The organism is Sulfolobus acidocaldarius SUSAZ, from assembly GCA_000508305.1.
GTDB lineage: Archaea > Thermoproteota > Thermoprotei_A > Sulfolobales > Sulfolobaceae > Sulfolobus > Sulfolobus acidocaldarius_A.
Genome location: CP006977.1, coordinates 1,217,907 through 1,244,604, shown reverse-complemented (window position 1 = coordinate 1,244,604; position 26,698 = coordinate 1,217,907). Strand labels below are relative to the sequence as shown.

The 26,698-nt window shown below is 33.3% G+C and carries 28 protein-coding genes; 9 read left to right on the top strand and 19 right to left on the bottom strand.

Features of this window, described 5'->3' with window-relative positions; translation table 11 throughout:
* The first annotated feature begins 30 nt into the window (after nt 1-30).
* Nucleotides 31-1,230 (top strand): aminotransferase, encoded by a 1,200-nt coding sequence (locus SUSAZ_07170; GenBank protein ID AHC51741.1) that lies wholly within the window; start codon nt 31-33, stop codon nt 1,228-1,230.
* Here the strand turns inward: SUSAZ_07170 and SUSAZ_07165 are convergent.
* The gene (locus tag SUSAZ_07165; GenBank protein AHC51740.1) at nt 1,214-2,095 is read right to left on the bottom strand and encodes an alcohol dehydrogenase; all 882 of its coding nucleotides are present in this window, start codon (nt 2,093-2,095) and stop codon (nt 1,214-1,216) included. The genes SUSAZ_07170 and SUSAZ_07165 overlap by 17 nt on opposite strands.
* A gap of 54 nt (nt 2,096-2,149) precedes the next feature.
* On the opposite strand from SUSAZ_07165, the gene SUSAZ_07160 reads away from it, so the two are divergent.
* A complete protein-coding gene (locus SUSAZ_07160; protein ID AHC51739.1) occupies nt 2,150-2,476 on the top strand; it encodes an XRE family transcriptional regulator in 327 nt (108 codons plus the stop codon).
* On the opposite strand, the gene SUSAZ_07155 is transcribed toward SUSAZ_07160, so the two are convergent.
* Complete coding sequence (locus SUSAZ_07155) at nt 2,463-2,855, bottom strand: hypothetical protein (protein AHC51738.1); 393 nt, start codon at nt 2,853-2,855, stop codon at nt 2,463-2,465. The two genes, SUSAZ_07160 and SUSAZ_07155, sit on opposite strands and share 14 nt — an antisense overlap.
* 54 nt (nt 2,856-2,909) lie before the next feature.
* Here SUSAZ_07155 and SUSAZ_07150 point away from each other — a divergent pair, with 54 nt between their 5' ends.
* On the top strand, nt 2,910-3,596 hold the full coding sequence (locus tag SUSAZ_07150) for a hypothetical protein (protein ID AHC51737.1): 687 nt from the start codon (nt 2,910-2,912) through the stop codon (nt 3,594-3,596).
* A gap of 39 nt (nt 3,597-3,635) precedes the next feature.
* The gene (locus SUSAZ_07145) at nt 3,636-4,538 is read left to right on the top strand and encodes a histidine kinase (GenBank protein AHC51736.1); all 903 of its coding nucleotides are present in this window, start codon (nt 3,636-3,638) and stop codon (nt 4,536-4,538) included.
* Between the two features lie 239 nt (nt 4,539-4,777).
* On the opposite strand, the gene SUSAZ_07140 is transcribed toward SUSAZ_07145, so the two are convergent.
* The 10 genes from SUSAZ_07140 to SUSAZ_07095 form a co-directional block, all read right to left on the bottom strand.
* A complete protein-coding gene (locus tag SUSAZ_07140) occupies nt 4,778-7,408 on the bottom strand; it encodes a helicase (GenBank protein AHC51735.1) in 2,631 nt (876 codons plus the stop codon).
* A 40-nt stretch (nt 7,409-7,448) separates the two neighbouring features.
* A complete protein-coding gene (locus SUSAZ_07135) occupies nt 7,449-8,843 on the bottom strand; it encodes a glycosyl transferase family 2 (protein ID AHC51734.1) in 1,395 nt (464 codons plus the stop codon).
* A complete protein-coding gene (locus SUSAZ_07130; GenBank protein AHC51733.1) occupies nt 8,834-9,433 on the bottom strand; it encodes a chromosome partitioning protein ParB in 600 nt (199 codons plus the stop codon). Before SUSAZ_07130 ends, SUSAZ_07135 begins: the two co-directional genes overlap by 10 nt.
* A 75-nt stretch (nt 9,434-9,508) precedes the next feature.
* Entirely contained in the window at nt 9,509-10,180 is a 672-nt protein-coding gene (locus SUSAZ_07125; GenBank protein ID AHC51732.1) for an endonuclease III, read from the bottom strand.
* 58 nt (nt 10,181-10,238) lie between these two features.
* The gene (locus SUSAZ_07120; GenBank protein ID AHC52539.1) at nt 10,239-10,586 is read right to left on the bottom strand and encodes a hypothetical protein; all 348 of its coding nucleotides are present in this window, start codon (nt 10,584-10,586) and stop codon (nt 10,239-10,241) included.
* Between the two features lie 47 nt (nt 10,587-10,633).
* Nucleotides 10,634-11,065: a hypothetical protein gene (locus SUSAZ_07115; GenBank protein AHC51731.1), complete on the bottom strand. Its 432-nt coding sequence runs from the start codon at nt 11,063-11,065 to the stop codon at nt 10,634-10,636.
* A gap of 24 nt (nt 11,066-11,089) precedes the next feature.
* Entirely contained in the window at nt 11,090-12,556 is a 1,467-nt protein-coding gene (locus SUSAZ_07110; protein AHC52538.1) for a hypothetical protein, read from the bottom strand.
* A complete protein-coding gene (locus SUSAZ_07105; protein AHC51730.1) occupies nt 12,537-13,946 on the bottom strand; it encodes a type II secretion protein VirB in 1,410 nt (469 codons plus the stop codon). Before SUSAZ_07105 ends, SUSAZ_07110 begins: the two co-directional genes overlap by 20 nt.
* A 43-nt stretch (nt 13,947-13,989) precedes the next feature.
* The gene (locus SUSAZ_07100) at nt 13,990-16,017 is read right to left on the bottom strand and encodes a hypothetical protein (GenBank protein AHC52537.1); all 2,028 of its coding nucleotides are present in this window, start codon (nt 16,015-16,017) and stop codon (nt 13,990-13,992) included.
* Between the two features lie 261 nt (nt 16,018-16,278).
* On the bottom strand, nt 16,279-16,938 hold the full coding sequence (locus tag SUSAZ_07095; GenBank protein ID AHC52536.1) for a hypothetical protein: 660 nt from the start codon (nt 16,936-16,938) through the stop codon (nt 16,279-16,281).
* 57 nt (nt 16,939-16,995) lie between these two features.
* Between SUSAZ_07095 and SUSAZ_07090 the strand changes: the two genes are divergently transcribed.
* Nucleotides 16,996-17,871, top strand: coding sequence for an FAD-dependent pyridine nucleotide-disulfide oxidoreductase (locus tag SUSAZ_07090; GenBank protein ID AHC51729.1), 876 nt, complete (start codon nt 16,996-16,998; stop codon nt 17,869-17,871).
* A gap of 34 nt (nt 17,872-17,905) precedes the next feature.
* On the opposite strand, the gene SUSAZ_07085 is transcribed toward SUSAZ_07090, so the two are convergent.
* Nucleotides 17,906-18,070: a hypothetical protein gene (locus tag SUSAZ_07085; protein AHC52535.1), complete on the bottom strand. Its 165-nt coding sequence runs from the start codon at nt 18,068-18,070 to the stop codon at nt 17,906-17,908.
* Here SUSAZ_07085 and SUSAZ_07080 point away from each other — a divergent pair.
* Nucleotides 18,069-18,932 carry a recombinase XerD gene (locus tag SUSAZ_07080; GenBank protein AHC51728.1) on the top strand — a complete coding sequence of 288 codons (864 nt, stop codon included), beginning with the start codon at nt 18,069-18,071 and terminating at the stop codon, nt 18,930-18,932. The two genes, SUSAZ_07085 and SUSAZ_07080, sit on opposite strands and share 2 nt — an antisense overlap.
* Here SUSAZ_07080 and SUSAZ_07075 read toward each other — a convergent pair.
* Genes SUSAZ_07075 through SUSAZ_07060 form a run of 4 tightly spaced genes read right to left on the bottom strand, consistent with a single transcriptional unit; the run spans nt 18,929 to nt 22,309 of the window.
* Entirely contained in the window at nt 18,929-19,900 is a 972-nt protein-coding gene (locus SUSAZ_07075) for a heme biosynthesis protein (protein ID AHC51727.1), read from the bottom strand. The genes SUSAZ_07080 and SUSAZ_07075 overlap by 4 nt on opposite strands.
* Nucleotides 19,897-20,406, bottom strand: coding sequence for a hypothetical protein (locus SUSAZ_07070; GenBank protein ID AHC51726.1), 510 nt, complete (start codon nt 20,404-20,406; stop codon nt 19,897-19,899). The genes SUSAZ_07075 and SUSAZ_07070 overlap by 4 nt, the downstream gene beginning before the upstream one ends.
* Nucleotides 20,406-21,455: an SAM-dependent methlyltransferase gene (locus SUSAZ_07065; GenBank protein ID AHC51725.1), complete on the bottom strand. Its 1,050-nt coding sequence runs from the start codon at nt 21,453-21,455 to the stop codon at nt 20,406-20,408. Before SUSAZ_07065 ends, SUSAZ_07070 begins: the two co-directional genes overlap by 1 nt.
* The gene (locus SUSAZ_07060) at nt 21,440-22,309 is read right to left on the bottom strand and encodes a beta-ribofuranosylaminobenzene 5'-phosphate synthase (protein ID AHC51724.1); all 870 of its coding nucleotides are present in this window, start codon (nt 22,307-22,309) and stop codon (nt 21,440-21,442) included. Before SUSAZ_07060 ends, SUSAZ_07065 begins: the two co-directional genes overlap by 16 nt.
* 230 nt (nt 22,310-22,539) lie before the next feature.
* Here SUSAZ_07060 and SUSAZ_07055 point away from each other — a divergent pair, with 230 nt between their 5' ends.
* From SUSAZ_07055 to SUSAZ_07045, 3 genes are all read left to right on the top strand, one after another.
* Nucleotides 22,540-22,956 (top strand): thioredoxin, encoded by a 417-nt coding sequence (locus SUSAZ_07055; GenBank protein AHC51723.1) that lies wholly within the window; start codon nt 22,540-22,542, stop codon nt 22,954-22,956.
* On the top strand, nt 22,943-23,557 hold the full coding sequence (locus tag SUSAZ_07050) for a sugar ABC transporter ATP-binding protein (GenBank protein AHC51722.1): 615 nt from the start codon (nt 22,943-22,945) through the stop codon (nt 23,555-23,557). Before SUSAZ_07055 ends, SUSAZ_07050 begins: the two co-directional genes overlap by 14 nt.
* Before the next feature lie 107 nt (nt 23,558-23,664).
* Nucleotides 23,665-25,086 carry a glutamine synthetase gene (locus SUSAZ_07045; GenBank protein AHC51721.1) on the top strand — a complete coding sequence of 474 codons (1,422 nt, stop codon included), beginning with the start codon at nt 23,665-23,667 and terminating at the stop codon, nt 25,084-25,086.
* Between the two features lie 3 nt (nt 25,087-25,089).
* On the opposite strand, the gene SUSAZ_07040 is transcribed toward SUSAZ_07045, so the two are convergent.
* Both SUSAZ_07040 and SUSAZ_07035 read right to left on the bottom strand, forming a co-directional pair.
* The gene (locus SUSAZ_07040) at nt 25,090-25,992 is read right to left on the bottom strand and encodes a MarR family transcripitonal regulator (protein AHC51720.1); all 903 of its coding nucleotides are present in this window, start codon (nt 25,990-25,992) and stop codon (nt 25,090-25,092) included.
* 23 nt (nt 25,993-26,015) lie between these two features.
* Nucleotides 26,016-26,645: a GTP cyclohydrolase gene (locus SUSAZ_07035; protein AHC51719.1), complete on the bottom strand. Its 630-nt coding sequence runs from the start codon at nt 26,643-26,645 to the stop codon at nt 26,016-26,018.
* Nucleotides 26,646-26,698: the final 53 nt, after the last annotated feature.

The window sequence follows — 26,698 nt, the reverse complement described above, 5'->3', positions numbered from 1 at the left end:
GATTGGATTTATATTTAGTCGTGGCAAACAATGTTTGAACGTTTTCTATCGAAGGACGCAGCTTTGTTAAAAGGTTCTGAAATAAGAGATATTCTAAAAATTACAGAAGGAAAAAATGTAATTAGTTTAGCAGGAGGACTGCCAGCTCCAGATACTTTTCCTGTTGAGGAGATAAAGAAAATAACCCAGGATATACTTGATAATGATCCTGAAAAAGGTTTACAATACACTGCTACGGCGGGAATTAGTGAATTTAGAAGAGAGCTAGTTAATCTTTCGAATAAGCGTGGAATTACAGGGATCAATGACAGAAACGTATTCGCTACAGTTGGTAGTCAAGAAGCATTATTCATGATATTTAATCTTCTGGTAGACCCAGGAGATGTTGTAATTGTAGAAATGCCGAGCTACCTTGCGGCTTTAAATATACTTAGATCAAGGAAACCGAATTTCATCGGTGTAAATGTAAAAGAGAACGGACTAGACCTAGATGAATTAGAGACCAAGATAAAGAAAAGTATAAGTGAAGGAAAGAAACCCAAGCTTTTGTATGTTATACCTACAGCTCAAAATCCCGCAGGAACAACTATGAATCTAAGCGATAGGAAAAGACTACTTGAAATTGCTGAAAACTATGATATCTTAGTAGTGGAGGATGATGCGTATGGATTTCTTGTATTTGATGGAGATAATCCACCATCTCTTAAAGCGTTAGATAAGTCAGGAAGAGTAATATATACATCCACATTTAGTAAGATATTAGCACCTGGATTCCGATTGGGTTGGATAGTAGCAAATGAGGAATTCATAAAAAATGTAGAAATGTACAAGCAGAACGTGGATCTTCATACACCCAGTTTTACTCAAATGATAGCAATGGAGGCAATAAAAAGAGGTGTAATTGAGAGACAGATACCTAAAATTAGGCAGATATATAGACATAAAAGAGATGTACTGCTTGATGCGATCAATAAATATTTCCCAAAGGATGCAAAATGGAGTAAACCTGTTGGTGGAATGTTTGTTTTTGCGTGGTTAGACAAAAAGATTGATACTACTAAAATGTTAGAGGAAGCTGTAAAAAGAGGAGTTGCATACGTCCCTGGTGCGAGTTTCTACTACGATTATAGTGGAAGAAATACCATGAGATTGAACTTTAGTTACCCAACAGAATCAGAGTTAGAAAAAGCTATACAAATCCTGTCCTCCGTTATCAAATCTTTTTCTTAAATTCTTTTTCCATATCCACAATAACTCCTGGTCTTGGTGTTGGCAAAGAAGATATTATATCATCAGAAAGTATTATGAGTTGATTAAACACCTTTTCTGAAACCTCATCATCAATATAATTAAGTACTCCATCCATCTTAGCTGGTTTAACGAATTTTATCTCTAGATTAGCTGGTATTGCGGTTGGCCATGAATTTAGTAATCTGGGTATAGCTACAATCTTATTCTCGTCATTCAATAACCCTAATTCAACCCTTATCCAGGCTCTCATGGTGGTTATAAATAATGCTTCCCAATGGTAATTTTCTCCCTTTTTGATCTCTTCTACTCCGTATAACCTGATATCGGTATACCCATCTTCATTATATACTGCAACCCTGTTAGCATAACCAACTAATGCAAGAGCAGATATATATGAAGAAATTCCACCACCTGCAATTAGGACGTTATATCCCTTGAAGATTTTCCTAAGCTGTAGTCCTATGGAAACATAAGGATATATCACATATTTTACACTATAATCCTCTGGAATGGTAACTATGGAGTCCAATGGTATAACTGCCTTTTCAGCTAATATACCATCTATTTCTGTCCCTATACCGCCATATCTATTAGAGTATGGAAGAACAACCGCGGTTTTTCCTTCTAAACTCTTGTCCACATCAATCCCTACATTATTTATTTTTACTATACCAGAGCTTCCTAAGATTCTATTTGGTTCTACCCATAAGAATCCTGAATATATTGCGTTTTCAAGACCAGAAATCAATGCTTTAATAGGTGTTACCATCAAATAATCCTTATTTATAGGCTTTTCAACGACGTCTTTCCGCGTAATACCCAAATCGAATACTATTGCTTTCATTAGGTTGTCATAGCCTACTTATCTTATTAAATTTTAGGCATAATTTAATATGGTTTGAGGATAATTCATAATCTAAGTAAAGATGCAAGAGCAAAGATAATTGAGATATTGTTGGAGAATAGGTCGAAGAAGGAGTTAGCTGAAGAACTCGAGATATCCGCAGCAGCTGTTACAAAGTTTGTTAATGGTATAACACATCCAAGTGACGATACGATCGAAAAGGCTATAGAAATTGCAGATGATGAAGAAAAGAGGGAAATTCTAAACATAATAATAGATGATATAATGATTAGTGTTGAGGAGTTAGTTAATGAATACAAACTTGTTGATAAAAAGGTCGAGAAAATTAAAAAAATTCTTAATACAATTACCTACCCTTAGGATCATATAATGGACAAGTTATGCATATTTCAGAGAATTTTCCTACTAAAACTTTTTTAGAACCATTTTCACCCTCAGAAACATATTCTTGGGGAATTCCCAACTTCTCAGGATCAGATATATTCCATGCATTACATTTCTCGTTTACCGAGTGTTTACATGTCTTGGCTTTCCATAGACCTTGGGATCGAGCTATAGAGAGCCAGCTTATAAGACTTTTAATATTATTTATTTCTGTCTTTAATTCCTCGTTTTGTGCCCTGCTGTCTGTAACTAAATTATTAACCTTGTCACTTAATTTCCTTACCTCTTCCTCTAATTCTGATGCAGAGACAAGTACTATTGTAGGTTTTAAACCATCTTCTGTTACGGTGCTCATACTTATATGATTATATTTAATACCTTTTTAAGGTGAATTGCTAATTTCAGAATTGTGGTAAAAGAGATATATAGGGAAAGGGTACGAGTCCTAACTGAGCTATGGGGAAGTCTAGTAGAGAAATATACACATCTAACAAGAGAGGTATTAGTCGACTTATTGAAAGAAAACTATGAGACAAATGACATAAAGCCGATAAGAGGATTTAAGGCAGAAGATCTATATGAGAAAGAGCTCATAAGTTTATATGTAGTTGGAAAAGAAGGCTTAGGACTATTTAATGATTACAAGGAAGTTTTTGAGAAGTTACTTATGCCTGAAATAGTTATAGACAGAGCATCTGAAATTTTAATAGAAAATAAACCAATGGAGGCTTTTGAACTACTTCAAAAAGATAAAGGGAGTCTAGCAAAAGTATTAAGATTAATTTTTATACAGGGTATTTTTTCATTTAAGCCAGAAGAAAACTTATACATTGCAATGAGAAACTTAGATTTTACTAATGTAGATGAAATGAAACATACTGCTGTAAGTTTTGCTAGATTCTATACCGCATTTAAGATAGCTGAAGGTATTGCAGAGAGGACCATTAAAGATAAGATGAACGCTGAAGCCTTTAAGAGAGCTTTGGCGATAAGTATAGGGATTAAGTATCCACTACCTAAACCAGAGTATATAACTTTAATTGGTAAGGAAGTATTCAATATAGATCAGAAATTGCTTAAAAAGGTATTAGGTTGATCAAATAATTTTTAAACGTATAAGATATTATAATTATTGATGCAGAATCTATCATCAACGCAAAGAGAAATTCTTCTAGCATTAATAGATATATATAACAAGAACAAAAGAATGGTTAAAAGTAAGGAAATAGCTGATATGATTGGTAAAGACGAAGGTACAGTTAGGAACGTTATACTTAGCCTGAAAGTTTTAGGACTTATAGAATCAAAACCTGGACCCAGCGGTGGATATGTGCCCACACTTAAAGCTTATGAGGCTATAAAAAATCCTGTAATCACACCTTTACTGAGTCAATTAACATTATATAAGGACGGAATGGAAACAGATATAAGGATTAATAATATTGAAATCCTTGATATTACTAATCCGAATGGAAATAAAGTACTGCTAAAGGTTAGTGGAGACTTAAGAAAAATTAAGGTTGGCGATACTGTTAAAATAGGACCCATACCATATACCAGGCTCGTAATAGAGGGTGTCATAATACATACTGACGACGAGAGAAAAGAACTGGTTATAGATGTTACTAGAATGGTAAGTATTCCTAAAGTACAAGTGAAAAACATTATGGGCAAGAGACTTGTTGCCCTTAAGCCAGAAAATACCCTTAGAGACGCTTCACAGATACTATATAAGGAAGGAATAAGAGGAGCCCCCGTACTTGATAATGAAGGTAAGAATCTTGGAATACTTACCACTGCAGATATAATAAAGGCGTTCTTCGAGCAGAGATATGATGCTAAAGTTTCTGATTATATGAAGACTAATGTTATTAGTATAAGTGAAGATGATGACGTTCTTACTGCAATAAAAAAGATGTTAATATACAATGTAGGTAGGTTATTGGTTTTAAATAAGAATCAACGAGTTATAGGTATTGTGACAAGAACAGATATCTTAAAAACTATAGCAGGTTTAGAGGAAATTATAACATTATGAAAATGGAACGAATAGCAATAATTACAACGAATAATGAATTGATTGAAATGCATAACCTCGCCAGAAGTAAATTCATGTTTGAAATTGACCCTTCTGAATTTTACAAGGTTGCAGAAAACGTAAAATCTATACTACATACCCATGAAGGGGAGTGTAAACCCAGTAACCTTGATGTATTAGGAATGTATTTATGGAGAGTCCCATGGATTATAAAAGGAAAATATTGTATTGAAGGGTATCTATTTGATCCCAGCTTCGGTGTACTCGAGATCAATATTGATTCCCTTATTCCTAAGGAACTCTATGACCTTATTATGAAGCTCTTTTAAGAGCTCTCTTTTATCTTCGGCTAAAACCACATCAGTGTATTGCTTTACTAATATGTTATGAGCAAATGGACTTGGAACTTGATTAGGACCTATAGTTGCTACTTTTATGTCACCGTTTCTGATTTTTTCTACTATTTCAATAGCTCTTTTTATATCCATATAGTCCTCTAAAATTTCCCTAACTGTCTCTTTCAATACAGGGAAATGTTCAATTTGCCTAACTACTCCCAGTAGAACCTCTGAATTTATTTGCCTTCTGTCAATACTGGTCTCCCTACCCTTATACCTCTTTAGAAGCATAAACGATCTCTCGGCACAGTGTCTAAATCTCCTTTTGATCATTTCAGTTCTTAGAATCACGTTACTCAGAATCTCATACATCTTATCCGGTTCTAATTTATCAAAAACTTTGCTAATTTCGTATTCTTGTTTACCGGGTACGGTTATGGCAAATCCGTTATCTGTTATCGCTATTCTGACGTCCATATTAAGATCTTTACTTATTATATAAGCTATAGCTCTAGACAGAGCATCGACAGTTCTACGACCATATAAACCATGAAATATGAAATTCCTATTCTGTTCATCATCGTCATATACCTCTATTAAGAGTAATTTATCAGTGGGAACTATACCACCAGTGAATAATAGTTCTTCCTTCACATAGTTATAAATTGAAAGAGCAGCAAATCGTGAAAGATTATATTCAGACATGATGCTCGAGATAACCTCGTCCTTAGGCACCTCATTCATTATTGCCTCAGCGATTTTGCCCCTAAATTTACCTATTTCAATAGCCGAATCAAAAGCAAGTGGTAACATTTCAGAAAACCAGCTGGGAACAGTAGGTCTTTGACCCTCAGATTTTTTAACAATTACTGAGTTTCCTTCACTTCTTATGAACTCATACGTCTTACCAGCTAAGACGAATATATCCCCAGGAGCGAGAATCTCTACAAACTCTTCTTCTAAATTTCCTACATATCCTCCATTTTCCATTTTTACAGGTATCATTGCTTCGTCTGGTATGGTACCACTATTTAAGAAGAAAATCATCCTAGTACCTCTTTTTGGACTGATCATACCATCCTTAATCCTAATCTTTGCATACACTTTATTAGAATCAAGGCCGTAGTTCCCTGCCAGGTATTCCACAACATTATTATATTCATCATAACTTAGAGATCTGAAATTATAAACATTCTTTATAATCTCGTATAATTTATCTTTTTCTATTGGCGTTATTAAACTTGCCGCAACTATTAACTGAGTTAAAACATCTAATGGATTTTCAGGAACATGTATATTATCGATCTTCCTATCTATAGCAAGCTTGGCTAAAACTGTACACTCCACTAAATCATCCCTATCCACAACAACAACTCTTCCCTTACTAACTTCCCTAATGTGATGTCCTGCCCTCCCTACTCTCTGCAACAATCTACTTACACTCTTTGGACTACTTAAAAGAGTCACTAGGTCTATATATCCAATGTCTATTCCTAGCTCTAAACTAGTAGATGAAACAACAACTTTCAATTCCCCTCTTTTCAATTTCTCCTCAACTTCTAACCTCACATCTCTACTTAAACTACTGTGATGAGCAGCCACTAGATCACTGTCAAATATGTTTTGATCTTCAAACATTTTTCTGAGCTTATAAGCTACACGTTCAGCTGCATGCCTAGTATTAGTGAAGATAAGAGTGGTTTTATGTTTCTTTATCTCATCTACCAAATAACTATATATCCCAATGTTAACCTCTTCCTCTGTAGCATGCACTAAATCTTTTACAGGGGATACTACTTGAATATCAGTAGGCTTTACGAATCTGGCGTCAATAATCTCGTAATCGCCATTTCCACCAACTAAAAATTTGGCTACTTCCTCTAAAGGGGATATTGTAGCACTTAAACCAATTCTAACGAAATTATTTTTTGCTATGAATGACTTATAGAGCTCTAACAAACCCGCTAAATATGCTCCTCTCTTACTATTCGCTAGTTCATGTATTTCGTCCACAATAACCCATTTAACATCTGACAATTTCTCCCTAAACTTAGGGGAAACTAACGATATTCCAAATGACTCTGGTGTTGTAATAAGGATGTGTGGTGGTTTTTTGAGCATTTTTTGTTTCTCATAGGATGAGGTATCGCTAGTTCTTACTCCTATACTAATCTCTGGTAAATCTGGGTATAAGTTTCTCAACTCCGAAAGTGGCTCTATTAAGTTCCTTCTCATATCGTTGTTTAGTGCTCTCAAAGGAGATATATAGATTGCGTATATCTGTTTGTTTAGCTGGTTCTTGTAGCCTAAGTCTATTAGAGTGTCTAAGATTCCAAGAAATGCTGCTAGGGTTTTACCGCTACCTGTTGGGCTAGAAACTAAGACATTTTTTCCTTTCTTAATTAAAGGTATAGCTCCTTTTTGAGGAGGAGTGAATACTTTATATTTATCTTTAAACCACCTTGCTACTTGTGGAGTAAAAAGGGATAATACGTCTTCGTCAGGAGTGTTGAGTAAGGTATTAATATCCATCCAAATGAATTATAGCATTCATTTAGCTTATAAGAACTTGTTATAATTCTTTGTAGTAAAGTAACATAGTGTATAAGTAAGCACTAGAGTAGTAGAGTAACCAGATTCCGGTTACATAATATCCCTCATATATATATAATATCGATGAGACTAAGTAAAAGAGACCAGAAACACCTATTATAGCAATTATTCGTAAAAGCTTGTTGGTTTTTTTAGCGGTACCCTTAGGAGTTATCACATATGTATTCCTTGACTTTAAGAGACCTTTAAAGAAGTTAAAAACTATAAAGGGTGATATAGAAACTGTGAATGCAGTTAGCCTACCAATTCCCATAAGACTATCCTTAAGGTTAAGACCCAATTTCAAAGCTAATGAAAGTAATAGTGAGGCATACAAGCCTAAGGATACCAGCCAAAATAATAAGGCTGGAGAATTTAATGGATCATGACCTATGCGGAAGGGTAGCATTAAAGATAATAGAGTAGATATAAAGAATGTAACTATAACAGGTGTATATTGAAGCAAGTATATGATTAGATCCATTCTCTGGGTGAAGCTAATTTTAGATTTAATAATATACTTCAACCTATTTCTGAGAACTTCTGCACTACCCATAGCCCATCTTGTTTGCTGTACATAAAATGAGTAAAAGTTATCAGGAACCTCAACATATATAGGAATTCCACTAGAACAAACATTTTTACCGTTATAAATTAATCTAGTTCCTATTTCTAGGTCATCTTGAACTAATCTGTAGTCCCATCCATTAACAACATGGAGTGCTTCTCTACTAAACATCGTCCCGCTCCCAACAGGATATATCTTTAGCTTTAGTTTCTCTTTGCCTTCAAACAAAGCTTTGCTGGCAAACAGAGTTGATACTACCATCCCTTTTGCTAATGTTGAATATTGATTACTAGAATATCCGTTCCACTGAAATACTATAGCGTCACATGTATTAGACTGCATTTTTTCATAAGCGTTAATTAAGGCATTTGGTGGTAATCTGGAGTCTACGTCTATAGTAAGTATTAAATCTCCAGTAGCTTTCTCAAAACCATATTGGAGAGCCCCACTCTTATATCCAAGCTTTTTTTCTCTCCTATAGAAATGTACAGTTAGATCCTTTGGAACCTTGACTGTATTAATTATTTTGGTAAAGTAGTCCTCATTATCGTCCGATACAATAATTATTTCCAGTTTTTTCTTATCCCAGATTAGATTACTTAGATTGTCTAATAGGCCTTGTATTACAGATATTTCCTCGTTTTTAATGGGAACTATTATGGAAAGAACAGGTAAATTAGAATATTTCAAAGATTCTTGATTAATTTGTTTTCTTGCAGAAATTTCATAAAGAATAATTTGATAAATTATAAATACGGCTGGGTAAACGAATAGAAGTAGATTCAAAAATATATCAGTTAATCCCATTGCAAAATTATTCTTTGTTTAGGTATATAAAAGTGATATATATGTCTAGTAGATTTTGGCGGAAATCTCAAGCCTTTATAGGAAAAATCTATTACTACGTTTTTGGGTACTGGTGGGATGGAAATTGTAGCTTCCTGATCAGCAGTTTTTATCACATTATAACCCATTCTAAATAAGAGTTGTTCTATTGCTTCCTCCTTCCAATACAGTGAATAAATATTATCGTCACAAAAAACAACGTCAGATTTGTAACTTACACAATATTTTCCATCAAGACTAAATCTAAAAACTCTAAGGAAGTCCCTTATACTATTATCTGGGGCTATAATTCTATTCCACTCCCTCACTTCTACTTGTTCAGAGTTATAATCTATCATTATTGCTGGAATCTTAGGTAAGCCTAATGATAAACTAGCATAATATCTATGATGACCATCCAATATGACCATAGAGTTCTTATCAACTATTATTGGAGCCATTGTATTATCTTTTCGAAGCATTTCTATATTCTCGTTAACTATACTTGAAATAACATCTTCATGAGGTCTAAGCTGTTTAGGGCTAACCCATTCTAGCTGGTAATTAGACATTAGGTTATATTTCTGATGACAATAAATAACTGTTTATTTTTAGCTCATATATACTTTATTAAACTGACAAAATAGTTAATTTTTAATATTATGCAAATAATATTTACAATAATCTCTTATGACACACTTGTCACATAGAGGTTTTCTTGATTTACAAGTTTTTCTACCATGCGCAATCAGTAAATGATGAAGATTGAGAAGATCTTCAGAGCTGAAACGGGTTTTGAAATATTCTGAGATGTCCTTATATTTAGGTGAAGATCCAAGGAATCCTAGCCTTGAAATAACTCTTCTAATATGAGTATCAATAGGGAATTCTCTACATCTGAAACATGTAAGTAAAACCACATCAGCTGTCTTATCACCTATTCCCTCTATCGCAGTAAGAAAATCACGCAACTTTTGACAATCTATCTCTGCCTTAAGATCTAGATCGTTAATTGCCTCAGCCACGTTTTTTATGTATCTCGCCTTAGAATTTCCTAGTCCTGCTACCCTTATCGCATCTATTATCGTATTTATATCTACATGTTTAATCCTGTCAGGAGTTATCTTCCCCACAGTTTCATTAAGTTTACTAAATGCAATCAAAGCCGACTTGTCTGTAGAGTTTTGCGACAATATAGTTGCTAATATAGTTGCAAAAACATTTCGAGTTTTTCCACATATATACGATGAGATAAATTCCTTCTGATCTATTTTATATTCCTCACGCAGTTTCGTATATAGTTGATTAGCAATATCCATTTCCATTTAGACTAGCTCTCCAGAGTTCAAAAAAATTACTAAAAAAGAATAGAATAGTTCAATTATAATCGTAGTAATAGTACACATTATTAATTTTAAGTACAACAGTCTCGTTTTTATTGAAAGAGCAATTGTGAACAATCTGATTGAGTTTTAGCAAAGCTCCTGGATTTAGAGTGTATGAACTGATACTGCACGTCTGATTTCCTACCATAACTTGGTTTATTACAACTAACTCATTTCCTGCATTGTAAATATATATGTCATGATCAAAACCTATAATAGTAACTCTTGTGTCAGTTGAATTTTGCAGGTATTCGTAAGAGTTGGATAGTGAATTGGTTGATATATTATATAGGGAATTAAAATACATAAAAAGCGGAATAGACATGGAAACTACTATCATAGTAACTATAAGAGAAGAAAAAATTGAGGAGATCCCTTTCATCCTAATTACACCGTAGAAGCTAGTACATTCATGGTCTCTACTACAGGCCTATTGTTGGAATTTCCATATACTGTAACAGTATATGTCTCTCCTGCAATCATCTTTGCGGTTAAAGGAAAAGTATTTGAATATTGCTGACCAGGAGGTAAATACACATTTATTGGGATCGATATCCCATTAGAATCTATAGTTACTTTCGTTATATTTATACCTAAGTTCCCGTTATTGACTAAGGTAAGTTGAAGATAAGAATCGTTGGTAGATGGGTTTACTATTATTTTTGCTTGTACGTTAATGTTAGTGTTTTGGGTTAGATTACTGAACATCCCCTGACTATAGGCATATAGAAGACCACCTAAGGCTATTGTTATGGCTAATACAATTACAGTACCAAGAACTGAAGATATTGCTTTATTTCTTACGGATTTTTTAACCAACTTTCCTCAAACAAAAAAAATCTTTTAAAATACGTGAGGGATAAACGAAAGTACTAATGGTATTAAAGTTCCCATTAGAATTGTTGGGAAATAGAATAGTGTAAATCGAGATAATTTAGAAAATATAAATGATGTGGTTACTGAGTAAAGTAACACTACTATTCCACTTAGAGTTGCACCATTACTGGAAATGTTACCCAAGATAGAAAATGTGATCCACAACATGATCGGAGTCAGAATAACCATTGCATCGAAGAGTCTTAATTGCTTGGTCATACTATCTTGAACTAACATAATTTCATTTAGTGTTCCTGCTAGCTCCTCTAGAACGTTATAAGAGGTACCAGATTTATTAAATATCTTAAATAGCTCTGTAATATTATTAAATAATTTTGATGGTGTTTTAACTTCCCCTACCTCCCCTACTAAAACAGCTTTCTTAACTATATTTTCGACCACACCAAATTTATCCCTGATACGAATCTTTGATAATGAACCAGTTATGCTATATCCGATTTTCATATAGTCTGCAACTTCTCTTAATAAATCTGGTAAAAGCTTAACTAACTGATTAGCAATTCTCACTTGCCTATATATTAAATACACTGAGATCAGTATACCTAACACTATTATTAGGAATCTAATACTTAGATTAACATTTAGGAAAAGAGCGACTGCGAAAGATAATATAACTGGTATGAACTGTTTCCAGCTCATATTAATATCATAGTCTGAATTAGGCTGCATAATGGAAATTAGAAATACTATGAGTGGAGCAAATGACAATGGAAGTAGTAGTTCAAATAAACTAACTTTGAAGGTAAACTGGAAGCCTATAAGGACTATAGGTAATAAGAGAAATATTGAAAATATAACCTCTGATAATTCAGTGGCTTTATTCACGTAATTTCTATAATCTTCTTTATAAAGAGATAAAATCTCCTTCATTGCTTCTCTTAATCTGTCCTTAAGCGAAACGCCCATATCCATCGATAGCATATAAGCAGAATATATCTTACCCATTAAATCTCCGCGATGCAAACTTTCTCTCCTTTGAATTGACTTATACGAAGAATAGTTTAATATATTGATAGTTTTCTTTAACATTTGAGATTCAATAGATGGTGTCTTAAGGTGTTTTAATCTAGATAGGTCTTCCATTGTAGTGATAAGACTCTTATCAATAAGCGAGTTGACATAACATACCAAACTTATAAGCGGAGATTCTAAGTTAGTAATCTTCCTATACTCCTCCTTTTTTGACCACGAGTAGATTACAGGAAAGAAATACACAATTATACCATAACCTATCAGACTGAATAACAAAAATCTAGAGAGTGTAAAAGACATAAGCAATATTAAAGCAACACCTATGGGTGAAAACATAAGAAGTTCAATGTACTTTTTACGTATATCGTTAAAATCGTCTCCTGTATATTCTATATAAGACTTTATTTTATCTTGGAATATATCACATGCTAATATTTTCAACCTGATCACCAAAATAGAATTGATATAAGCTACCCTGTATTGATTCACTGTCTCGAATTCCGTTCTCCTTTAACCTTTTGAGAAAATCAAGCCTTCTAGTTAGTTCAGACTCCACATCTACATTATATATTTCTTTAATTTTCTTCAATCTATAAGATCTCTTTATAATTTCACTGATATTTTGAGGAGTAAAGTTATTGTTCTGATAAGACCATTCAAATATTTTTTTGAACGTAATTTTCTTAGAACCTTTATTTATTATCTCGTAGATATCTAGAACTGATCTCACTGTTTTATTTCCCTCCTTCCTATTTCCGACTATTATGAAGTTCCATATAGTTTGCAGGAATAACTTACCTAAATCTCCTGATAATAAATCAATGATTCTTGTAACGGCATCTATAGGTCTAGAACCGTGAAATGTGGTGATGGAACCGTGACCTGACGCTGCTGCATGTACAAGAGCCTCTATTTCTTTTCCTCTCACCTCACCTATTATCATGTAATCAGGTCTATATCGTAATGCGAGCTTTGCAAGATCACTTATAGATATTTCAAACTCAGAAAGTAGTGTTGATCTTGCTATAAATCTAACCCAATTTTTGTTAAGAAGACTAATCTCTGAAGTATCTTCTATAGTCAAAATCTTATAATGTGGATTTACCAAATTAAGTAAAGCATTTAATAATGTAGTTTTCCCAGACCCCGTTGGACCCAATATTATAATAAAAGGCCTATACTCTAATAGTAACCATAAATATGCAGTTATCAGCTCATTTAACATAGAGGAATTGATAACTTCCAAAATGTTTAGAGGTTTTAATGGAAATTTACGGATATCAAAAGTTGATCCCGGTAAAGAGATTTCTTTAGATATAGTCGCTGCTACCCTATGACCCTCGGGCAATGAAAACTCTACATATGGTCTAGCAATATTAACACTCTTATTGGCTTTGCTAGCTAACTTTTCTATTATTCTTACCACAGTTTCTTCATCATTAAGCTTGATATTTGTGTAAAATCTTATACACTCTGGAAACTTCCTGTGTACAACCGTAATAGGACTTCCATATCCTAAACATTCTATTTCTTCTATGTCTGGATCTAATAATAACGGAGTAATTTCGTTATATAGAATTTGCTTCTTTATACTATATAGAATTTTCTCCACATTGTCGTCATTAACTCCTAATTCCTTAAGTCTAAGGAGAACCTTATCCTCAAAATCAGTGGATTTTGAATAATATATTTCAGACAACACTTTTTCCTTTAACGACTCTTCAAAGTCTGAAAAAGACGGTTCCTCTATTTCATAATTACAGATTCCCTTACTTCTTGTTAATCTAACCTTCACTGGACCTACAAAATACTCCGCTAATACATGATCCATGCCATAAAAAGGAAATATTAAAAGACAGACAGAAAAATGAAAGTTATTCAAGGAATAATTGCTGTGCTAAGTACTTTGCATTTGCTACTGCTTTCAACGTACAATTTCTAAAGAAGTCAACCAAAGCATAACTGGTTTCAAACCTTATTCCTTCTTTATAAGATCTTATTATAATAGTATTATAAGCTGGGTCTATGCTGAATTTAATTTTGTTATTTTTAGTGGTTACATAATTAGTTCCATATATAACTGTGACGACCGAATCTTCATCCTTTACAAGATCAAAAATTATGTCACTTTCTTTCAAAGTTACTTTCAAATCTCTCAAAGGATTAGAAACACCATATATGAAATAGGTTCTACTATAATTAGGCCTTTCAACCTTAACTTGATTTAGACCATCTTTGACTTCAATAATTTTGCCTTCAATTTGTAACTTATCACCAACCTTAGCGTAATAAACGTTCTCGTAAATATTTGGCTCTTCACTAAATTCTTCCCAGCTAAATAAGTCGTCATTATACACTTTATAAGTTCTCTTAGACATATCTTGAATCACTGTATATGAAGTTTTCTTAGAGTTTTTACTTATCATTTTAAGATTAGTTTTAACTATGAATTCTTTTTTAAGTTCTACTCTATTATCCCTTAATACACTTATTTTCACCACTTCTTCGTCTAAACTTAGTTTAAAGAAAGGAATAGATAAGTCTAATTCCCCTACTGATCTATCTAGATCGACTTTAGTTTTTTTATTACCAACGTCAATTAATATTGACTTCCTTAGTAGGGACGGAATTTTGAATCTCATTTTAAGTTTTAAAATAGCGTTAGAAGAAGGATCTGTTTTCAAATGACCGTTCTTTGTTATAATTATATTTCCACTTTCAACTTCTACATCTGGTAAATCACTAAAAACTTTTAGTGGAAACTGGTATTCAAATATCTCCTCTTTAAATGTTATACTTCCTTCAGTTTCATTTGAAAGCTTAAAAGGTTCCAATTTAAGAACAAACCCATCTCCGTCAGCAACTTTTTCTACATCAATTAAGTTTTTACTCAGACTAAAATCACTTGCTATTTTTTTATCTATCCTTATAATATAAGGTGATTCCACAGAATTTTTATCATTAATTATCTTTAGAAAGTCAGTGTCTTTAGAAAAACTCAGTTTAAATACTGTACCACTCTTAGATATTAATATAATCTTACTATCCTTGAACTTTAATGCTCTCACATTAAAGAGTTTTGAAGATCTATCACTATCTAACTCGTATACATTCACTACATTTCCGTCATTTATACTTATATGGTTATAATCAGCATCAATTGCAGGCAAGTAAGAAAAGGATCCTATGTAAGACCAGCCACCTCTGTAAAAGCTCTTGAGTTTGTTACCACATGAAATTATGATTCCATTTCTAGTTTCTCCTATGAACTCCATGTCCTCTGTACATATTCCCATCAAGTCGTAGGCAGAAGAATCAAGTAAGATCCGGCCATTTGGGCTTAAAAATACTTTACCCATGCTTGTGAGCGCTATTAGATATTTTTCTCCCTTATATCTCTCCCTTCTACCATCTCTATATATTATCAAAGTTTCATTATCATATATTAAATCTATATGATCTCTAAATATTTTATAAAATTTAGGATGTTCTACGTCTACGAATTGTCCATATGGTAAAATCACTCTCGCTCTTCTACTATTAAGCAACATAATAAAACCGTACTTACTTTTGTATTCTTCAAATTTCTCGTTTCCAAAAGTAAAACCAAGGAATGACTTGTAAATAGGAATCAAATTATCTTCAGCATAAACATATCTTACTACCTTATCCTCTATACTATTTTTTAGTATTTTTTTATTTCCGTTCTCATCGATCTCAGTTACCTTATAGTCATCATACACTACCCATTTTCCATTTAGACGTATATCTGGATAAATCTCGATCTGGGGAGATAATATCGCATCACTATTTACCAATAACCTATCATTGATTTTGGTAATCCATACAGTACAAGAATCAGGGAATATTAAATCCTCTTTGCTTTCTATGCTGGCTATCATTTATTTCTTCGATGCTATAAAATATACAGAGAGTGTGATTTGAAAATACTATTGACGAGATAGGCAATAGTAATATGGGAGATTATGTATGGTTACCATAAAAAATCCCGTTATTTATATATATTATGAAATCTATTTTACTACTATTATCCATACTCCTCATATCATCAGCTTTAATGATATGTTTTGATATTCCTTACCCATTTCAATCTATTTTAGCACCACCTATTCTTTTGGAAATGTTAAGACTATCAAAAAGACTCAAAGGAGGTAGGAAGTAAATTTTCCGCATAGGTTTTTTTGCCTGCAAATTTTGAAAAAGCAATCCACAGCTTCTCTTCCTTTCAAGCCTAACTCCTTAGAAAAGCTATTTACATATCCTCTTTCATATGCTAAATTAGCAGAGTCTCTAATAACTATTTTAATTCTAGATAATGATTCTTCGTCTAAGATCTTGGAACCTAAAAGTTTAATTACAAACGGTAAATTACCGCAATTAGAATTCCAGAAATCTTTAAAGCTATACTCCGAAGAACCATCATATGTTAATTCAGCTGTCCACTCCTCTTGAGAGGTAATAGGGACGACATTATGACCGTAGATCATCCTAGCAAGATAATATTCGGTAGAGTTACTACCTGGAACTAAAATTTTAAGTTTATTTTCTGTCTTTTTTCTATATCTTATACCAACATCATTTACTATATATGCGCCGTTTGCCAAAACTTTTAAATTTTCTAGAAAAGTAATTAGGGGCAATGGAAGATAAAGTAACTCGTATTCATCTATATGAAATTTTAAATCATCTTCTTTCAATTTTAAAATGTCAAATGAAAAACCTTTAGTATCTACTTGATTATTAAGTACAGGCTGGAGTATCTTAATCTCCTCATCCCTTGAATATACGATTTTTATCCTCATCTATTATACTACCATATCTCCTTATTTTATATTTCCCTTAATTTCTTAACTATTATTATGAAGACAATTATAGTAGGATCAGGGTATGCGGGATTAAATGCTTATTATAATCTAAATGAAGAACCAATCATAATTTCACAGCATAACAAATTTGTATTTTACACTTCTCTGACTAGAAGTTTGCTTTTTAAACCTTTAAGGGATACTGTAAACATACCTTTTGTTACCGTGGATAAGGTTGTTGAATTTGACCTGAAGGGAAAATGGATAAAAACCCAAAATCATGAATACAACGCAGATAACTTAATTATAGCAACAGGATGCAATAGAGAAGAACAAGTTCAATTTATAAAAAAATTACGGGGATTAGATAGAATTTCTATAGAAGCTGAAAACGAATTTTATGATGGTTATCTTGTAATACAGTTAGCATTTTATCTTAAAAAATTAGGAAAACAAGTATATTACCATGGAAGTTATTTATCTTTCCTGGGTGACAGAGTAGCTCAGGTGCTGACAAATAAGATGAGCGAAAAACACATACAATATACAGAAAAAGCTGATCTAGTATTTCCTGCTTGTAAGCCTTTAAGTCCATTTCAATTCTTCAAGGTTAATGAATATTTACAGTATCAGAACTCATTCATAATTGGAGATCTAATAGAAAATATGCCAAAGTTAGGTGAATTAGCCATGAGAACCGGAATTTATGTTGGTAAGTTTATTAATGACCGCAGAGTCGGAAAGTTTTCACCCATTTTTGTAACTATTATAGATACTGGAAGTGAAGGAATCCACATTAGAAGTGATAGACCTTGGGGTGGAAATAAAGAGGTTGTTAAAATATCTAAGCTTAGACAATATATGAAGAGATTTATAGAAAGATATTATATCATTAGAAGAGGAAATATGGGCTTTTTATACCACGTATAGAAGTATCCAGGGACCTGGGGGGTCAGGGGGAACATCATTCCTTTTCAAGGGTCCCTGGATACCCTATATTTTCATTTTCCTCGGGGTATAAGTAGTTTTGTATTATAAATAACGTTATAACGCTAAAATAAAAATAGAGGAACAAGGAATAATATTCTAATTTCTTAATAAGCGTTACATCAACAAAGAATAAAAACATGAGGTTACAATTAGAAGGAGACACTAACTCAGACGATCCTTATAATAAATTTATTCTTACACTTAATCTGGCAGGCGCAAGTGAAAATACAATACGACTCTATTCCATCGCAATAAAGGATTTCCTAGATTTTGTGAAGAAAGATCCACGCCAAGTAACTAATTCAGACGTAAACGCATGGTTACTAAAAATCCTTAGGAGTAGCACTAGGAGTAAGAGAGTTAGAGAGGAAAACGAAAAAAGAAGAATGAAACTAACTACCGCTAAGATTTACTTAACTGCAGTACTTAGATTTCTTAAATGGCTGGGTAAAGATGTAAAGCCAACAGTACCTAAAGCACGGAAAAATGAAATAAGAGCACTTACGTACGAAGAGCTAGAGAAATTAAAAGCGAGTGCAAAGAAACTTCGTGATGCGGTAATATTGAACCTGCTGATTGACACTGGGATCCGAGCAAAGGAACTATTATCTATTAAAGTTGAAGATATAGACCTTGAAAGAAGACGTATTATAATAAGAAATACAAAGAATGGTGAATCAAGAATAGTTTTCTTTACCTCTCATACTGGTGAATTATTAAAAAAATATATTCAGAAAAATAAAAAGGAGCCCGAAGATAAACTGATAAATATGACGTATCATGCTCTATATAGAAAACTAAGAAGACTAGGAAAGAAAATAGGAATAGATCTAAGACCGCACATATTAAGACACACATTTGCGACAGAAGCAATAAGGAAAGGTATACCATTACCGGTATTACAAAAAATATTAGGACACAAAGACATAAGAGTAACTCAAGTTTATACTCATTTAGTCATAGAGGATGTGGAAAAGGCCTATAAAAATACATTTGGTTAGGCTCTACCTAGAAATCTCCATTTCAACATTTCATTTACATAGCTTGCTAAGTCTTTTATACTATTGAACGAGTACGTTTGTAAATGTAGATACTCAAATTTTGCTTGATTATTTAGCATATCTTTTTGTAATTCTTTCACTATTTGCTTCTTCAAAATATCTTGAAGTTTTTCTTCAACTAAGTTGCCTACTATTTTTCCATTGATATCGTCAGGGTAAGGAATCTCGCCGTTCGGATATACAGTAATAGCATAACTTACCACTCTCGTAGGAGCACTCTTACCTACTAAAGCATTTATAAATCCCCATGTATTGTTTATAGTCGGTCCATATTTTCTCTTCAATTCAGAAAGTACTTTATATAATTCATTTGGATCTGGTTCTAATTTTACTTTGGAACCAGGGTAATCTATTGCCGGAAGGATAACTATTTTATATTGACACTCGTGAACTTTTCTTACTTTTTCTTCAAGCTTATGTAAATTATATCGAGTTACGACTGTTTGAACATTAACCTTAAGACCGTAATCTCTAAACTTCTGCAAATTATCAATAGCTTTTGCGTTCCAATGATACTCGTCGATTGAATAATGTAAGAAGTCAATTCTATCAGCCAACTTTGATAGAAATGATTCGTCATTAAGTCTATATCCGTTAGTGGTAAGCATCACATAAAAAGAACTATCATGGGCATATTCAAGTAACTCTAGTATATCTTTTCTTATGGTTGGTTCTCCGCCTTCAAAAGATAGTACAACTATAGAAGAATCACGCATATTATCAATCATTTTCTTAACTTTTTCTGTACTACTCTCTCCTAACTCCCCATTATAATATGATGGGTTACAAAATGAACAGTGCAAGTTACATCTTGATGTAACTTTAAACGTAGCATAAGCCGGATTAAAAGGGTCTTTAAGTACTTGTGTTCTTATAAACCATCTAAACGCTTTAATATCTCTATTCATAATTTAAGAAACCTCCTTGTATGTTTTAAATATTCTTCTGCGTTTTCCTCAATCATTTTCTTTTCCGCCTCACCTACTTTTCTTATAACTTTAGCAGGAACACCCACAGCGATACTGTATGGAGGTATTTCAACATTTTGAGGAACTACAGAACCTGCACCTACAATAGAATACTCTCCTACCTTAGAGCCGTTCAATAGGATCGCACCCATTCCAATTATTACATTAGATGCAATTGTGGCTCCATGAATTACTGCATTATGCCCTATACTAACTCTATCTCCTATAATAGTCTTAAACCCATAATCTGTATGCACCGTAGTGTTTTCTTGAATATTTGTCTCCTTTCCTATTACTATTGAATCATTATCCGCCCTTATCACTACGTAGTGCCATATACTAGCTAGTTCCTTTATTTCTACATCTCCTATTATGTAAGCTGTAGGATGAATATATGCCTTATTTGATACCTTAGGTTTTTTACCTAAATACTCTTCAATAGGCATTATTTTCTCTTTCTTAATTTGGCTATAAAAAACCCTGTTATATCGTGCACCATAGGGTAGAACCTTATTATCTCTTCCAGTTCGAATCTCTCATCTTCAACAATTCTCTCATTCTCTATTTCAGTCATTGTGCATGTAGAATAGATTAAGGTTCCATCCTTCTTAAGGATTTTATACGCCGCGTTTATAAATTGTTTTTGATAACTTGATAAATTTATTAAATCTTCTTTATTTTTCTTGTCATAAATCTTAGGTCTTAAACCTAAAGCTGAACATGGCGGATCTATAAGAACCTTATCAACGTCGCTTATTCGAAAATCTTCATAAAGATAACGTGAATCTGCAAGATATGTCTCTATATGCATGCCAAGTCTTTGCGTTAATTGCCTTAGATCCTGAACTTTTCTCTTAGTATGGTCAAATCCTAAAATTCTAGCTTCAGGCTCTAATTGATAAATATGAGTTAACTTGCCTCCGGGATGTGCAGTCATATCTATAATTTTTTCGCCTGGTTTAGGATCTATCAGATGGGCAACATACATCGACGCTTTTCCTTGAATTAATATTTCACCTGTTTTTAACTCATCCAAATCTGAAAGGGGATAGGAGGAATACATGCTTTTTGTAATTTTTACAATTAGGTTACCTTGATTAACTAATTCGCCCTCAGCTATAATTATACCATTTTCACTAACCACGTTAACAAACCTACTATTGCCAATTACCCTCTTTACACCAGGTCTGTATACATTTGCACCCATCATTACACTTTCGGCAGTTCTTTTATCTACTATGACCTTGCTTTCTCTTTCTTCTAACTTACTGGGTCCTCTTATCTCGATGTAGAGGGCTTCGTCGAAATCTTCATCCTCATGTAAAAAAGGAAGACGCTCTCTGATTGTAGCAGGAGACTTCTTTAATGTATTGACCCTGATGTAGAGTCTACTATTTGGTACTAGTAAAGAGTCAAGTAAAGAGTTAAGTTTAGTTCCTGAAACCTTTCTCAGCTCATCCAGGACAAATTCATCGTATTCTAGTCTTTTGACCAAATTACCTTCGCCCCTTCATTATTAGGTTCAGTTACAAGACCACCAAAATATGATACTAACTCTTCACCTTCTCTCTTGGTATTTACGAAAGTATAAACCGTAGGTCCAAAAGACGATATACCTGCGGGAAATCCCTTATTGTACATGGATTTCATAAGATCCCTAACCTGTTCAGTCTGCATGTTAACCTCGATTCTTTTAAATCCAAGATTTTGTATCTTGGCTATAGCATCGAGTGCAGATGAGATATCATGATCTATTACAGCAGGTACTAACTCCATAAAAGTTACTCTGATTACCTCACTAGTACCCTTAACTTCCTTCTTAAACGCATTTAGTTCTTCTATACCAAAAATTCGTCTACCATATGAAGGTATATTTATATAGACATACCAAGGAAACGAATATCTGGTCATGAGTGGAGGGGGTGGGGCATCCGAGAAATCTGAAGGGGCTATATTTCGCTTAACCTTTACAGAATGCCCTGCATCGACTATGAATCCCCCATATTTAAACGCATAAACACCAACACCTGAGGTTCCGCCCCTTTTTACAATCCTTGCCAGATCTACTACATCCATGTTTTTTAGATTATACTCAGCTGCTAACTTGGCAGCTGAAAGAAAGAACTGTGTGGTATGTCCAAGTCCAACATGAGCTTCATAATCCTCTTCTACACATACGGAAGGCATTCTAAAGGGAAGCGATATATTGACTGTCGTACAGTCTCCATTCCTCATAACAATTCTGGGATATTTTAAGGCTACTCCAACTCCACCATCTATACGCCCATATAAACCCTCTAAATCCAACAGAGTGATATGGATTCGTGATAAGCCTACTACCCTTATCATTCTAATCACTATTAGTAACTATAATCAGTGTACTTTCATCTGTTTATAAGTAGTTGATAAAGGGGATAAATGCTTGTATATTAAAATTATTTAGGAGTTTAAAGATCTGATGATATTTGCTTTTTTCAAAAATAAAAATCAGGAATAATTTTAGATCTTAGATCAGCTAATATTTAGATTTATGAACCAATAGAATTAATTTTTATACGAAGAAAAAGTTAATGTATATTGTGAATAAAATGGACGAGAATGAATTAAATCAATTAATTAATGATATATCAAGAAAACTAGAAGAAAAAGCCAAAAATGTGATTCAAAGTGAGGATCCTACAGTTCAGATAAATGATGGGAATATAGATGAAATAATTAGTAAAAATAATGTAGTATTTGTGGATTGTTGGGCTCCTTGGTGTGGTCCGTGTCATTTATACGAACCTGTGTTCAAAAGAGTCGCATTAAAATATAAGGGAAAAGCTGTTTTCGGTAGACTCAATGTAGATGATAATGCTAATTCTGCAGATAAATTTGGAGTACTAAATATACCTACCACACTGATATTCGTTGGTGGAAAACTAGTTGACCAGGTTGTAGGTGCAGTAGAGGAAGAAATATTAGAGGAATATGTGAAAAAATATGTCACTAATTGAGGCTAGAATAAAGAAAAAACTAGGGAGTTTCTTATTAAATGCTGAAATAAATGAGGATAGGAAAATTATTTTTATTCATGGAAAAAATGGAAGTGGTAAAACTACATTACTTAAAATTCTAGCAGGACTAGTTGACTTAGATGAAGGATATATAAAAATTGATGGTACTGAAGTTTCTAAACTTCCCCCCTGGAAAAGAGGCTTAGTCCTAGTCACACCAGACTCATATATACCGAACCTCTCAGTAATGAAGCATTTGTATTATGGACTAAGAAAATCAAGAAATAAAAGCGAAAAAATACTAGATGAGAGTATCGAACTGATAAAAGACATAGATGAAAACAAAAAATTAAGGGACTTAAGTCTCGGAATGAGAGAGAAAGTCTCCTTGGTTACTGCGTTATTGTCAAACCCGAAATACATACTAATAGACGAAGCCTTTTCTAACATTAACAATAAGGATCTTTTCATTCAAAATTACATCTCGTTATCAAAAAAACATGATATTAGAATTATTTTCGTATCTCAAGATCTGGATGACTCTAAATATAGTGAGTGCATGTATATAATGGAGAACGGTATCTTAAAAAGAGTATCATGAAATTTTACATTTATACAATCTATCATGAGAAAATAGGTATATATTTTTGAAAAGTTTTTACACTAAGCCCAGTTATATTTTTATAGCCTTTCAATAATTAGTAGCGTATGCCAGGACTTCCAAAAAATGAACATGAAGCACTAGAGTTTTTGAAAAGCAATAATATAAAATGGGTTGATTTACAATTTACAGATCTCCTAGGTAAATTGCAACATATAACAATACCATCAAACGAATTTGATGAAAGCTCGTTTAAGGTTGGATTTGGTAAGTTAGACGGAAGCAGCATAAAGGGATTCACCAGTATTTATGAAAGTGATATGGTATTATTACCAATACCTCAAACAATGACACTAATACCTTGGATGCAAGGTGTCGCACGAGTTTTGACTAAGGTATTCTGGGGAGGTGGAAAAGGTAGATTTGAGAGAGATCCAAGGGGGATAGCTGAAGAGGCAGAAAAACACCAGAGTGAACAAGGGTATGTAAGTTATTTCGGACCAGAATTAGAATTTTTCGTGTTTGATAAAGTAGAGGTAGATGCCTCATTACCTCAAAGCGGAACAGGATATAAAATACATTCTAGAGAAGCACCGTGGTCTAAAAACGGTGGATATGTAATAAGGTATAAAGAAGGATACTATCCTGCATCACCAGTTGATCAACTAATGGATATACGCTTGGAAATTATAAGTACTTTAGTAGACTACTTTGGATTTACAATAGAAGCAGCTCATCATGAAGTAGCAACAGCAGGTCAGGGTGAGATAGATTTCAGATTCTCCACATTAGCTGATACTGCGGATAAAGTGCAGGTTCTTAAATATGTAACAAAGAACATTGCAAGTAAACGTGGTATGATAGCGACATTTATGCCAAAACCATTCTTCGGAGACAACGGTAGTGGTATGCATACTCACTTTAGTTTGTGGACAAAAGATGGGAAAAATCTAATGTATGATCCTAATGATGAATATGCAGAATTAAGCCAAATAGGTAGATATATTATAGGCGGTCTCTTAGAACATGGCAGAGCATTAAGCGCAATAGTTGCACCGACAACTAATAGTTATAGACGTTTAGTGCCAGGGTATGAAGCTCCTGTATACTTGGTTTGGAGTAAATCTAACAGAAGTGCTGCAATAAGAATTCCAGCCTATTATAAGGGAATGGAAAAAGCTAAAAGGTTAGAATACAGACCACCTGACCCCTCATCTAATCCCTACCTTGTATTCTCTGCAATACTTATGGCAGGTTTAGATGGAATCAGAAGAAAACTAGACGCAGGTGATCCAGTGGACGAAAATATATATCATATGAGTGAAGAGAAGAAAAGGAGCCTGAAAATAAGAGAATTACCAGGATCATTAGACGAAGCTTTGAATGAGTTAGAAAGTGATAATGAATTCTTGAAGCCAGTATTTAACTCTTCAATATTACAAGCATATCTAGACCTAAAGAAAGAAGAAGCAAAAATGATGCAACTATATCCACATCCTATGGAAATATATCAATATCTAGATTCTTAAAAACTACACCAAAACATTATTTCTTCTAAGATTCTTTTTAATATATTCTAAATCTATAATTGGATCAAAAATATAATTATTTGTAGCTTCTTTTAAAATATTATATTCTATTCCAACAAGGTTTGAATAATCCTGTATCCATCTATCCTTTTGTGATAGAAACTTCTCAAAACTATCGTAGTATATTTTTAATAAAAATTCTGAATCTAACTTAGTATTAACAGCTAATGTACAACAATTATGCTCATCAAATCTATGAAGAATCTTATATCCATTTCTCGTAAGTATGGTGGGATAGGGCTCCCATATACTTATGGCATTAGTTCTTTTGGTATTTAACGACATAATTAAATGTTCAGGACTCTCATACTCTACAATATCTAGATGAGGGTCAAAGAGCATTGTCCATAATTCCATACTAGATAATGCAGTAGAGCCTATGTAACTGTCCAGGCTATTTCCTACTATTGCACCTCCTCCCCTTGCTCCTCCTGCAATTATCTTAAAATCATTGAAAATTTTTTGAAATATTAATTGAGTAACCAGGGGCGAGAAACCCATATCTATTTTTCCTGTAGCTAAGTCTCTCGTTAGATCTAAACCATTATTGTAAATTTTCACATCAACAATGAATCCCTTATCTCTTAAAGACCTTACGAAAGGAACCACAAAAGGATATTCAGCAGCCTTTATTATACCAATACTCAAAAATTTGCTAGAAGATAATCTGATTGCTAAGTTCTTTCCTATTAGTCTTCTTCTTTCAATTATACCATCTTTCTCCAATTCTGATAATATCTCCGATACTCTACTCTTAGACATTTGACTAAGTTTCACTAAATCTGATTGTGATAACTCACCGTAATTTTTTAGGATATTAATTATTTTATTTTTCGAATCACTCAATTCAAATTATATATCGCACTAGCTCATAAAAAAGTTGATGACTTCTTAGACGTGTTAATCAGCCTAAATACCTGACTCTTCAAGGAAGGTTTCGTGCTGAATATTCCTCTAGTGGATAATGATATTAAGCTAGCTTCCCTATCCTTTACCCCTCTAACATAAGTACACATATGCAATGCATCTCCAATTACCATAACTCCTTTCGGTTGAATATCGCTCTTCATAATGGCTTCTGCAATTTGTTCCACTAGTCTTTCCTGGATCTGTGGTCTTGACGCATAATAATTTACAAGCCTTATTATTTTACTTAAGCCAGCTACTTTTCCGCTCTTACCAACAACATATGCAACATGGACCTTTCCTATTATTGGCAGTAAATGATGTTCACATAATGACGAAAACGAAATATCCTTTACTAGAACTATTTGATCTTCTACACTGGAATTTTCATTTTCTGCTAAGGAAAATACCTTTATATAGGGTTGAGGAGATCTCAAAGCTGACGTCATTTCAAGTAAAGCCTTTGCTACTCTCTCTGGTGTTTCCTTAAGTCCCTCTCTTTCAGTATCTTCACCAATAAGCTGTAGAATCTCCTTGACTCTCTTTGCAATTTCCTCAACGAGTCTTTCTTGATTTAAACTTTCCTGTTCCATACCAAGTAATATAGTTGTGCGATGACATTATTAAAATGTTAATGCTAAAAATT

What these genes read in the sequence shown, in the direction of transcription:
- SUSAZ_07170 (AHC51741.1), top strand. Translation starts at nt 31, where the DNA reads ATGTTTGAACGTTTTCTATCGAAGGACGCAGCTTTGTTAAAAGGTTCT.
- SUSAZ_07165 (AHC51740.1), bottom strand. Translation starts at nt 2,095, where the DNA reads ATGAAAGCAATAGTATTCGATTTGGGTATTACGCGGAAAGACGTCGTT.
- SUSAZ_07155 (AHC51738.1), bottom strand. Translation starts at nt 2,855, where the DNA reads ATGAGCACCGTAACAGAAGATGGTTTAAAACCTACAATAGTACTTGTC.
- SUSAZ_07145 (AHC51736.1), top strand. Translation starts at nt 3,636, where the DNA reads ATGCAGAATCTATCATCAACGCAAAGAGAAATTCTTCTAGCATTAATA.
- SUSAZ_07140 (AHC51735.1), bottom strand. Translation starts at nt 7,408, where the DNA reads ATGGATATTAATACCTTACTCAACACTCCTGACGAAGACGTATTATCC.
- SUSAZ_07135 (AHC51734.1), bottom strand. Translation starts at nt 8,843, where the DNA reads ATGGGATTAACTGATATATTTTTGAATCTACTTCTATTCGTTTACCCA.
- SUSAZ_07130 (AHC51733.1), bottom strand. Translation starts at nt 9,433, where the DNA reads ATGTCTAATTACCAGCTAGAATGGGTTAGCCCTAAACAGCTTAGACCT.
- SUSAZ_07125 (AHC51732.1), bottom strand. Translation starts at nt 10,180, where the DNA reads ATGGATATTGCTAATCAACTATATACGAAACTGCGTGAGGAATATAAA.
- SUSAZ_07120 (AHC52539.1), bottom strand. Translation starts at nt 10,586, where the DNA reads ATGATAGTAGTTTCCATGTCTATTCCGCTTTTTATGTATTTTAATTCC.
- SUSAZ_07105 (AHC51730.1), bottom strand. Translation starts at nt 13,946, where the DNA reads ATGGATCATGTATTAGCGGAGTATTTTGTAGGTCCAGTGAAGGTTAGA.
- SUSAZ_07100 (AHC52537.1), bottom strand. Translation starts at nt 16,017, where the DNA reads ATGATAGCCAGCATAGAAAGCAAAGAGGATTTAATATTCCCTGATTCT.
- SUSAZ_07095 (AHC52536.1), bottom strand. Translation starts at nt 16,938, where the DNA reads ATGAGGATAAAAATCGTATATTCAAGGGATGAGGAGATTAAGATACTC.
- SUSAZ_07090 (AHC51729.1), top strand. Translation starts at nt 16,996, where the DNA reads ATGAAGACAATTATAGTAGGATCAGGGTATGCGGGATTAAATGCTTAT.
- SUSAZ_07080 (AHC51728.1), top strand. Translation starts at nt 18,069, where the DNA reads ATGAGGTTACAATTAGAAGGAGACACTAACTCAGACGATCCTTATAAT.
- SUSAZ_07085 (AHC52535.1), bottom strand. Translation starts at nt 18,070, where the DNA reads ATGTTTTTATTCTTTGTTGATGTAACGCTTATTAAGAAATTAGAATAT.
- SUSAZ_07075 (AHC51727.1), bottom strand. Translation starts at nt 19,900, where the DNA reads ATGAATAGAGATATTAAAGCGTTTAGATGGTTTATAAGAACACAAGTA.
- SUSAZ_07070 (AHC51726.1), bottom strand. Translation starts at nt 20,406, where the DNA reads ATGCCTATTGAAGAGTATTTAGGTAAAAAACCTAAGGTATCAAATAAG.
- SUSAZ_07060 (AHC51724.1), bottom strand. Translation starts at nt 22,309, where the DNA reads ATGATAAGGGTAGTAGGCTTATCACGAATCCATATCACTCTGTTGGAT.
- SUSAZ_07050 (AHC51722.1), top strand. Translation starts at nt 22,943, where the DNA reads ATGTCACTAATTGAGGCTAGAATAAAGAAAAAACTAGGGAGTTTCTTA.
- SUSAZ_07045 (AHC51721.1), top strand. Translation starts at nt 23,665, where the DNA reads ATGCCAGGACTTCCAAAAAATGAACATGAAGCACTAGAGTTTTTGAAA.
- SUSAZ_07035 (AHC51719.1), bottom strand. Translation starts at nt 26,645, where the DNA reads ATGGAACAGGAAAGTTTAAATCAAGAAAGACTCGTTGAGGAAATTGCA.